Here is a 10,122-nt window from a genome sequence, read left to right as displayed (position 1 = left end):
AGATCCTGCTGCTACTTGTCCGAAGAGACCGACATAATTTTCGTTGCTATTCGTTTTCAGTCCCTTAATCACATAACCATCACCATCGAAAGTGCCGAAAAAGCTACCGAAAGGCTTCCAAAACTGTCCATCATTGTATCCTCCTTCACCTTCAGAAAGATAATCCGTTAAATCGATATTACTGCCAAGCTTGAAATTTACGGAATAATAATTTCGCACGCTATCTAACTGCTCAGGTGTCGTAACGATATAAGGATCATCAACAGATCCAGTTCCGCCACTAAAACCTGGCGCCGCAAATACCTGTGAAGCATTCGTCAAAGGCCCAAATAATGAAATCATTAATGCCAAACACATGACTCGTATTAGAATACTTTTTACCTTTTTCCCAACTAGTATTGATCCTTGTGCCATACGAATAGTTCACTCCCAAATCATGAATAAGTTATAGTTGCATACGGGCTTTAGCATAAATGCTAGGCTTTTTAAAAAACACCAACTAAAGTTAGTTTTGCGAAAATAAAGTCGAAAAATCCAATATTCACGCGCATTTTGGCGTCTATTAGTAGTCTATTTATCCTATATAAGCAATAAACCCAAACGAATGGCATCGTACTATTTTGAAGCTCCATTAGGTATTCAAGATCATCTGCATCTGCTAAATATAATGATAGAATCAGAAAAAAACGGTATCCTCCCCAGAGGGATGATACCGTTTTTTTTGTTTACTATCCTCTAACTAACCTTTAACTGCTCCAGCTGTCATCCCTTTCATGACCTGTTCTTGAAATGCCAGATAAGCARTGATCGTTGGAATAACAGCAAGCGCCATCRCTGCCATCGTAAGCTTATAGTCTGTGGAGTAACCTGTTGCAAATATGGATAGACTGAGCGGCAGCGTCTTTAAGCCAGGGTCACTAATAAAGACGAGCGCGAAGGAGAAATCATTCCAATATCTCAAGAAGGCTAGGATACCAACTGTCGCTAGAGCCGGAAGGGACAATGGAAGCATCATACGAAGGAAAATTCCCCAGTAGCCAGACCCGTCAATCATCGCAGCCTCTTCAATTTCTTTCGGGAAGGTATTCATATAAGCCACACAGACAAAGATGGCTATCGGCATCTCAAACGCTGTATAAGGCAAAATCAATGCTGCATAAGTGTTCAAAATATCGATCTTGTTCATTAATATGAACAGTGGAACGAGTGTGCTGTGAATAGGGATGAGCATGCCGAGCATAAAAATGCCCATTACGAGCAGCTTGCCTCTAAACTGAAAACGTGAGATCACATATGCGCTTAATGCACCCATTACAAGCGTAATGACAAGCGCTGTTAAAGTAACAATGGCCGAGTTCATGAACGCAGTGCCCATATCTGCAACTTCCCAAGCACGAGTGAAGTTGCTCCAATTCCAAATGTCCGGCAGGCCGAACGGACGCGAGTAAAATTCTTCATTTGTTTTAAAAGCGCTAATAAACAGCCAAATGAGCGGATAAAGCGTGACTAAGGCGTATACGGTTAGACCAATGGATTGCAAGCTTCCTCTCAGCTTGCGCAGCCCTGTTCCTAAATTTGCGGAGGAGGCTGAGTGTGAAGCGCTAATTGATGGCGTAGTCATACTGTGGGTCCCCCTCCATTATTTTTTTGATTTCATTAAATATTGGCTTCCCGCTACGAGAACCAAGCTGATGATGATAATCATGGTGGATACTGCGCTGCCATAACCGAAGCGATAGATCGAAAATGTATTATTGTACATGTACGATGCGAGCAGCTCCGTCGAATTCGCCGGCCCGCCGCCTGTCATGACATAAATAAGATCGAATGCTTTAAGGCTGCCGGATATACAGAGCACCACGGCTACTTTAATCGTATCCCAAATCATCGGAAGCTTGATCGAGAACAGCTTGCGAGAGCCTTTTGCGCCGTCAATCTGAGCGGCATCATCAATTTCACTCGGAATATTTTGCAAAGCGGCAATAAACATAATAAGATATGGACCTACATTCAGCCAAATGATTGGAACCATGATGGCATACATCGATATCGATGGGTCAGACAACCACTGCTGTTTCCAACTGCTTAATCCCAACGTATCTAGCAAAAAGTTCAGTACACCAATTTGCGGATGATAAATGTATCCCCAGATGATACCGACTACAACGGAAGAGAGTACCATTGGCATAAAGATAGAAGCTCGGATAAACTTTTGAAACCAGCCGTTTTTGAGCAGTACTAAGGACAAGACCAATGCAATCGGCACCTGACCGAAAACAGACGCAGCAACAATGAGCAAATTGTTTTTGAACGAATGCCAGAACAACCGGTCTTGAATAACCTCTTTATAGTTGTCCAGTCCGATAAATCGCATCTCCCCAATGCCTTTCCAATCAAAAAAGCCATAATAAGATGACCATAGTATCGGTACGATAACAAAAAAGATGAAAAGCGCAAGCGCCGGAAGAAGTCCGATAGCGATAAAGCCTCTGATGCGTAAAGATGATGACATAATCGTCCCTCCTAAAGGTTTGCGCAGCAAACCTACTTCGTAAGCATAAGCCAAGGTTTGCGCAGCAAACCTACTTCGTAAGCATAAGCTAAGGTTTGCGCAGCAAACCTGCTTCGTAAGCATGAGCCAAGGTTTGCGCAGCAAGCCAGCTTCGTAATGCTAGTAAGAGCACGGGGATTTCCTGACAGCTTCGGCATGCGATCCTTTTAGCAGCTTCCAGTTGTGCTTGCTGTAAAGGACTTCAGCTTGCTGATCTTCATGCAATCAGGAAATTCCCTGTACTCAATAACCTAACTACCGAGCAGCTATGTTACTTTCCTAGCGCTTTCGCTTGCGCCTCTTGGATTTTTTTCGCGATGTCTTCCGGTTTGCCACCCATCAACAGCTCCTGTAGTCCATTGTTCACGGCTTCAGCTCCTGCAGAAGTCAGCTTGCCATCATACACCGGCGTCATCTTCACGCTGTTCACAAGCTCATATACTTCGCTAAAGATTGGCGAAACTTTGCTCTTATCCAGCTCTACTTTGTAGCTGACAAGCTGATTGCTCTCAAGMGTACGCTTTTGCGCTTCTGGTCCTGACATTGCATAGATAAGTTCAAATGCTGCATCCTTTTTCGGACCAATCGCATCCTTGCCTAGACCCATGCCGACACCTACGACACCAGATAGAGAATTAGGATCGCCTTTTCCACCAGGAATGGATGGAAGAACCGTTGCGCCCATTGCTTTAAGTGCATCTTCTGAAGCGTTGGAAGCTAGATTCGACAATGCCCAGCCGCCGTCAATCATCATCGCAGCTTTGCCTTGCGCGAACATTTGCTCCATTTGCGTGTTGTCGATTGCATTGAATCCATCTTGGAATGCACCTGCCGTACCAAGCTGCTGCATGTAAGTTAATGCCTGTACAAATTCAGGGTCCGTAAATGCCGCACCATCTTGGCTTGCTGCTTTCAAGAACCACTCCGTACCTGTTACACGGTCAGCCAATGAGCTGAAAATACTGGATTGTGCGAGCCAAGCCGCTTTATTGCCTAGAGCGATTGGCGTAATATTTTTGCCTTTCAGCACGCTAATTGCATTCAACAGCTCATCCCATGTTTTTGGGACAGTAAGGCCGTTTTCTTCAAGAATCGTTTTGTTGTAGTATAGAATCGATGTTGGAGACAAGCCCATCGGAGCGCTATAGATGTTGCCATCTACTGTGAAAGCGTCGAAGGAATTAGGCATGAAACCTTCTTTCCATTCTTGGTGGCTGTCAATTAGCTCATTAACCGGCTGAATAAGTTTGCCTGCTGAAAATTCCTGTGTCATAGAGCCATTGGATAAAATGAATACATCCGGCATTTCATCTGCCGCAGCGACCGTTTTTAGACGCGTCTTGTAACCGTCTGGCGGGATCGCTTGAATATCGAGCGTAATGTTCGGATGATCGGTCTGGAACTGCTGAATAATCGAACGCATCGTTTGCGCTCTAAGATCGTCGCCGGTAAAGTTATGCCATAGGCTTAGCTTCACTTTCTCAGCTGCCGGCTCACTGCCGTCCTCATTTTTTTTGCCGTTATTGTTTGTTCCGCCGCACGCTGCCAAGATAGAAATCATTAGAGTGACCATAATTGCAATTGTTAGTGTCTTCTTCATGTCATGTTTCCTCCTTGATATTTGTCTTACCTCCGAGTATAGGGAATCATAGGCGACATGGGCAGGGGACAGAACTCAGGAGTAGGGTAGATAAACTTCAGCTTCTCGTCCGGTATTCCGAAGGTGTAAAACCCGTAAACCGTTTAAACAATTGGCTAAAATACTTCATATCCGTATAGCCCACGCGGCTTGCAACCTCACTCACCTTTATCGGTGATTCATCCAAAAGCCGCTTGGCGCGCTCCACTCTCATGCGAGTTACAAATTCAATGTAGGTATGACCCGTCTCACGCTTGAATACCTCGCTGAAGTGGTTTGGATTCAAATGAACATGCTTGGCAACCTGCTGCAATGTAAGCTCTTTGTCCAAATGATCATGAATATAAGCAATCGCACGCTTAATGTAAGGTATGCCTTCTTGTCCGATCGTCTCACGGTACAGCATCATCAATTGGTGAAGCTGCTCATACAGCAATCCAACTCCGTTATCAGTGTTTGGGGAGGGAGAAATGCTGTTAGCAAACTTCTCTTTGGAGAGGGCAGCAGATTCCCCAAAAGAGGCAATGACTCGCTCCACCCAGCGGTGGGCAGAAATTTGGACGGATTGAAGAAACTTCTGCAAGGAATCTGGCGTCGTATCTGCATCTTTGAGCTGGAGTTCAATGAGCTCTTGAACCCATTGGTAAAGCTGCGCGTCCGTTCCGTTCTGGAATAACGCTGTGAGCTGTCCTTCCTCCTCCTGCGAGCAGACGGTACGTCCGCCTCGGCGTCCTTTTATATCCTCGTAAGCCAACAATCCTTCTTGGCCTATAATTCCTTTGAACAAAAAAGCATAAGAAGCCTCCGTGTACGAATCCTGAAGCTTGTGCCAGTCTGAAACAACTGTGCCTGTTGCCCCGAACAATTTGCATTTCAGCTTCCTTGTTACCCTCTCCATTAATCTAGCGAGCTGTGATTGATCTGCTCGCATGCTTTCATGCCTAAGGAGAATGACGAGACTATCTTTACGCAAAAGAGCTTCTCCATCTATCAGCTCGCTTATCATATTGTGCACGGCAAACAGCAATAAATAGCCGTGTCCCGATTCATTTCCCCAGCCTTCCGCCGAGACAATTACCGTTTGATAAAAAAATGATTCGTTTAATCGCAGCTTCGGCAGAAGCTTCGCCGCTTTCTCTGCGGAGTGATTGTCAATTTCCGTATCAGCAATCAGCCTCTCAAGCAATCTGTCGCGTAGCTGGTCTTTTTTTAGTGCCTCCCACTTTTGCAGAATTCGCATCTTCGCTCCATTTACCGCTCGGATGATTTCATCGGGCCGACTCGTTTTGAGCAAATAATCTCCTGCTCCTTCTCGAATCGCCTGCTGGGCATAGGAAAATTGATCGTAGCCTGTCAAAATAATGACCTCACTATCAGGCAGCAGTCTCCTAACATCTCCCGCAAGCTCTAGTCCGCTGCGTCCCGTCATTTGAATATCCGTCAATACTATTTCCGGCTGCTCCAATTCCAGACGAGCAAGCGCCTCCTCGGCTGATGCTGCCGGCTGCAGCAGCTCGTAGCCAAGTTCTGCCCATTTTATAACGGTGCTCAGACCAGTTCGAATAATGACCTCATCATCTACGATTAACAGCTTCATTAGGCTTTGCCTCCTTCGTGTAACATCGGGATCGAGAAGGACACGCGTGTCCCTATTCCGTCCAAGCTTTCAATGCGCAAGCCTGCTTCTGCCCCGTAATGCAGCTGCAGCCGCTTATGAACGTTGCGAAGTCCATAGCTGCCGCGTTCTAGGCGATCACGTTCTTTTTTGCGATCATCCGGTCCGTGGAGCTCCTTATATATAGCAGCCAGCTTAACCGAGTCGATGCCAACGCCTGTATCTTCTACAGCAAAGGACATAAACAATCCTTGCATATGTGCGGTTACTTTGATCAAACCAGCTTCAGCTTTCTTCTGAATACCATGAATAAGTGCATTCTCAATTAAAGGCTGCAGCAGAAGCTTCAGCATCGTTAAGTCCATTAGTTCCTGATCGATCTGAACGATAAACTCAAACTTGTCCGGGAAGCGGATCGACTGAATATTGGCATAATGGCCGGCATGCGCCACCTCCTGCTCAACCGAGCAAAACTCCTCGCCATTGTTTAAACTGAATCGCATAAAATCACTTAAGCTGCCTACCATATCGGCCGTCTTCTCATCTTGATTCATGAGCGCCATCCAGTGGATAGAGGATAGAGTATTGTACAAGAAATGAGGATTGATTTGCGCTTGCAGCGCATGCATATCCGCTTCTTTTTTTGATGATTCCTCCAGCTTTACCTGCTCCGTCAAACCTTCAATTCGCTCGCTTAGCTTATTGTAGCTTCGCACGAGCTGTCCTACCTCATCCATCGTTTCCACCGGATACGTTTGCATCGGCTCTTCCGGGTTCGAGTGCTTTAGAAACTGCGTCAGCATAATAAGCGGATTGGTCACTCGTTGAACGAAGTATAGAACGAGCACGGCCACGAGCAGCATCGAAAAAATAATGACGATCGCCATCAGCTGCAGGACGTAATTATTTTGAGCTTTGTATTCTGTGAAGGGCATGACGCCCGTCAGCCGCCAGCCTACATCAGCAACCGTGTCATAGAGTATGGTCTGTTTACTTTCACCATGGCCGTAGTTGAGCGTTCCTGCATTCCCTCTTATCGTCAAGCCTGGCAGCAGAGCTTCCATTGTCATCATTGACCTGCTTTGATCACTGCCGGACAAAATTTGTCCCTTCTCATTGGACAAAACGACATAGCCCCCCGCTGAAATGCCCGCCTGATTCATCAGCTTGGAAACAGCTTCTTCGTTAAGGCTAATGACTAACGTTCCAATTTGTTTGAAGCTGTTCAGACTGCGAATCGGCCTAACAAGTGAGATCACCTGCTTCACCCCAGCTGCTGTATCCGTCTCGTAACGGCTTGTCCACCATTTTGCACTAGATTGATAATGTTCAATATCTTCTCCAGTCAGCTCGGATAATTCCGTCTCAAAAATCGTTGTATTAGAAACGGGATGGGACTGGCTTTGCGGATAAATCGTGATGTCCGAAATATACGATTTGGAGAACACCAGATTAGATAGAAACTCAATCATTTGCGTTTGTTTAACCGCATTTTCTCCTGAACTGCTCAAATATTGCTGTACATCCTTTTGCCCAATCAAAAATAATGACATATTCTCGATATCTTGAACGATAAATTCGAGATTCGTACCCGTCTGACGCAATAGGCTCTTGCCCGATTGCTTTGCCTTCTCTTCCGTAGCTGTCGCTGCCATGTTGTAGGCAAATAAGCCCAGCGCGAGCAGCGGAATGAGAACCGATAGCAGCAGCAAAAAGGATAACTTACGCTTTAATGAGCTACTAATCCAGCGCATCTCTCATCCCCACTCTCCTTTTCTCGTATCAATAAAAAGTTTAAAAACATCCTATCACACTTTTTTTTAGGTTAACAGATTTTTTGTTTGATTTTTCGAGTAAGTCGTAGTACCATGTGGGCAATGAGGCTTTAAGAAAGTGGAGAGTGAATGCAAGTGGAATCAATATCTCAAGAATTACTATTTTTGACGGAGATGGCCAAAGGTATAACCGCGCAGTTTGGAGACAATTGCGAGGTCGTTGTGCATGACTGGTCAAAGCCCGTAGACAGCACCATTGTTGTCATCGAGAACGGCCACGTCACCGGAAGAAATGTAGGAGATCCTGGCACGAATCTTGGACTGGAAATTATGAGAGGCACCTCCGAGGGTGATAACCGCCATAATTATGTTACCCAGACGAAGGATGGACGTATTCTCCGTTCGACCTCCATGTATGTAAAAAATAACGCCGGCACCATCATTGGAGCGCTCTGCATCAACTTCGACATTACCGATCTGATGGTTGCCGAGAAAACGCTTCAATCGCTGACAGCGAGCGGACTACAGCCGGTTCGGGAATCGTTTGTCAGCAACGTGAACGACCTGCTCGATACGCTCATACAGGAAGCGCAGGTCACGATTGGCAAGCCGCCAGCTGCCATGACCAAAGAAGATAAAATTAAAATCATTCAATTGCTTGATCAAAAGGGTGCTTTTCTCATTAAAAAGTCAGGCGAGAAGGTTTGCAGCTATTTGAGCATTTCAAAATTTACGTTATACAGCTATTTGGAGGAATCCAAAGGTGTAGATAGCGATGAAGGAGCAAGCGAATGAGCGAGATATTGAACGTACGCAAAGATGAGGAAGCCTTGCTTAAGCTAGAAACACCATGCGTTGTCATCGACAGTGATGCTGTCGATAACAACATTGCTGCAATGGCAGAAGCTATCGCGAAACGCGGCGTAAAGCTTCGTCCCCATGCCAAAACACATAAGCTGCCGGAAATGGCCTCAAAGCAGCTCTCAGCTGGTGCCATCGGCATCACCGTAGCCAAAATTTCCGAAGCGGAGATCATGGCAAGCGGCGGCATTCGTGATATTTTTGTCGCTTATCCGTTAGTGGCCAAATCCAAGCTTGAGCGTGCAGCTCGGCTCAGTCTATCCGGCGTTCGTTTAATTATCGGAGTCGATAGCTTAGAGGGTGCGAAGCGCATATCTGAGACAGCCGTGCGTGAAGGCGCAGTGTTGGAAGTACGCCTGGAGCTAGAAACGGGACTTCGTCGTACAGGAGTTGCGATCGACAAAGCCGTGGAGCTTGCGAAGCAAATCAATGATCTTGTCGGCATAAAGCTTAGCGGTATTTTCACCTATCGAGGGGCTATGGTCGGCGGAGCATCGACGCTCGATTTGCAAGCAGCCGGCCATGAAGAGGGGCGCTTAATGGTTGAGGCTGCTGYAGTACTACGGAGCGCAGGCATCGCCATTGAGGATGTAAGTGTAGGCTCTTCGCCTACTGCGCTGTTCGCTGCAGAAGTTGACGGCATCACTGAAGTTCGTCCCGGGACTTACATTTATCAAGACCGAATGCAGGCAGCTTTCGGAACATGTACGCTTGAGGATTGTGCCGGCGTTGTGCTGGCTACCATTGTCAGCAGGCCCTATGAAGATTTAATCATCATTGACGGCGGCAGCAAAACATTCGCAACGGACGTACAACCGGGCAATTCACCTTTATTCCTTAAGGGCTTCGGCCATATCATCGGAGATCCTGAAGCGATTTTGGAGCGAATGAATGAGGAGCACGGCATGATTCGTGTACAGCCGGATTCCAACTATCAGGTTGGCGACTTGGTGCGTATCATCCCCAATCATATTTGCAGCACCGTTAATTTGCACAGCTTTGTCTACATCAAGGATTCCAGTGGGCAGCTTCACAAAACGACTGTAGCGGCTCGCGGAATGCTCGAATAACGAGAAGGAGGAGGCTTATAACATGCTCGATCTTATTTTGAAAAACGGCAAAATCGTCGATGGCAGCGGCAATCCTTGGTACGGCGGCGATGTTGGAGTCAAAGATGGCATCATTGTTTCTATCGGCCAAATTGATCAAGAGGCTAGCCAAATTATTGATGTGGGACGCAAAGTGATTTCTCCTGGCTTCATCGATGGGCATTGCCACTCGGATCTGATGATTATTGATCATCCTTACAGTGAAATTAAGCTGCAGCAAGGGGTAACAACTGAGGTTGTCGGCAACTGCGGCCTCGCCCCTGCTCCATTTATTCGGAGTAAAGGCGCACTGCTGCAGTCGTATGTGCAGCCCGTACTTGGGAGTACAAGCTGGGAGTGGCCCTGGGAAACGGTTGGTCAATATATGGATTTTGTCAGCAAATCCAATCCTTCGGAGCACATCGCCACCTATGTAGCACACGGTGCACTGCGTATCGCAGTCATGGGATTCGAGAACCGTCCTGCGACGAAAGACGAAATCGAGCGGATGAAGACATTGCTTGAAGAAGGGCTGCGAGCAGGCGCAATCGGATTATCAATTGGCCTATTGTATGCACCTGGCAGCTATACTT

8 protein-coding genes and 1 pseudogene are annotated in these 10,122 nt (G+C 46.5%); 3 read left to right on the top strand and 6 right to left on the bottom strand.

The genetic code is table 11. The features are described from left to right. The 6 genes and pseudogenes from AC1DSE_RS22660 to AC1DSE_RS22635 all read right to left on the bottom strand — a co-directional run. A pseudogene (locus AC1DSE_RS22660) lies at window positions 1-414 on the bottom strand (hypothetical protein); the annotation flags it as partial. A gap of 325 nt (window positions 415-739) precedes the next feature. Next, the gene (locus AC1DSE_RS22655; RefSeq protein WP_477528227.1) at window positions 740-1,621 is read right to left on the bottom strand and encodes a carbohydrate ABC transporter permease; all 882 of its coding nucleotides are present in this window, start codon (window positions 1,619-1,621) and stop codon (window positions 740-742) included. Window positions 1,622-1,639: 18 nt separating this feature from the next. Continuing rightward, window positions 1,640-2,512 (bottom strand): carbohydrate ABC transporter permease, encoded by an 873-nt coding sequence (locus tag AC1DSE_RS22650; RefSeq protein WP_076269757.1) that lies wholly within the window; start codon window positions 2,510-2,512, stop codon window positions 1,640-1,642. A 310-nt stretch (window positions 2,513-2,822) separates the two neighbouring features. After that, window positions 2,823-4,151, bottom strand: a complete 1,329-nt coding sequence (locus AC1DSE_RS22645; RefSeq protein ID WP_339207380.1) for an extracellular solute-binding protein — start codon at window positions 4,149-4,151, stop codon at window positions 2,823-2,825. Between the two features lie 97 nt (window positions 4,152-4,248). Next, window positions 4,249-5,787 carry a response regulator gene (locus AC1DSE_RS22640; protein ID WP_477512079.1) on the bottom strand — a complete coding sequence of 513 codons (1,539 nt, stop codon included), beginning with the start codon at window positions 5,785-5,787 and terminating at the stop codon, window positions 4,249-4,251. Then, the gene (locus AC1DSE_RS22635) at window positions 5,787-7,559 is read right to left on the bottom strand and encodes a cache domain-containing sensor histidine kinase (protein ID WP_477512078.1); all 1,773 of its coding nucleotides are present in this window, start codon (window positions 7,557-7,559) and stop codon (window positions 5,787-5,789) included. The genes AC1DSE_RS22640 and AC1DSE_RS22635 overlap by 1 nt, the downstream gene beginning before the upstream one ends. A gap of 156 nt (window positions 7,560-7,715) precedes the next feature. Between AC1DSE_RS22635 and AC1DSE_RS22630 the strand changes: the two genes are divergently transcribed. The 3 genes from AC1DSE_RS22630 to AC1DSE_RS22620 all read left to right on the top strand — a co-directional run. Beyond that, complete coding sequence (locus AC1DSE_RS22630) at window positions 7,716-8,375, top strand: helix-turn-helix transcriptional regulator (RefSeq protein WP_076269800.1); 660 nt, start codon at window positions 7,716-7,718, stop codon at window positions 8,373-8,375. Then, a complete protein-coding gene (locus tag AC1DSE_RS22625) occupies window positions 8,372-9,511 on the top strand; it encodes an alanine racemase (RefSeq protein ID WP_477528226.1) in 1,140 nt (379 codons plus the stop codon). The genes AC1DSE_RS22630 and AC1DSE_RS22625 overlap by 4 nt, the downstream gene beginning before the upstream one ends. Before the next feature lie 22 nt (window positions 9,512-9,533). Beyond that, window positions 9,534-10,122: amidohydrolase family protein (locus AC1DSE_RS22620; RefSeq protein ID WP_477528225.1), on the top strand; the 589-nt coding region annotated here is incomplete at its 3' end.

It is taken from the genome of Paenibacillus sp. 01L418, assembly GCF_056400045.1.
Note: the sequence above shows the minus strand (reverse complement) of the source record. Positions and strands in the feature narration are given on the sequence as shown.

Coding starts and splice junctions, on each gene's coding strand:
- AC1DSE_RS22650 (WP_076269757.1), bottom strand. CDS start 2,512: ATGTCATCATCTTTACGCATCAGAGGCTTTATCGCTATCGGACTTCTT.
- AC1DSE_RS22635 (WP_477512078.1), bottom strand. CDS start 7,559: ATGCGCTGGATTAGTAGCTCATTAAAGCGTAAGTTATCCTTTTTGCTG.
- AC1DSE_RS22640 (WP_477512079.1), bottom strand. CDS start 5,787: ATGAAGCTGTTAATCGTAGATGATGAGGTCATTATTCGAACTGGTCTG.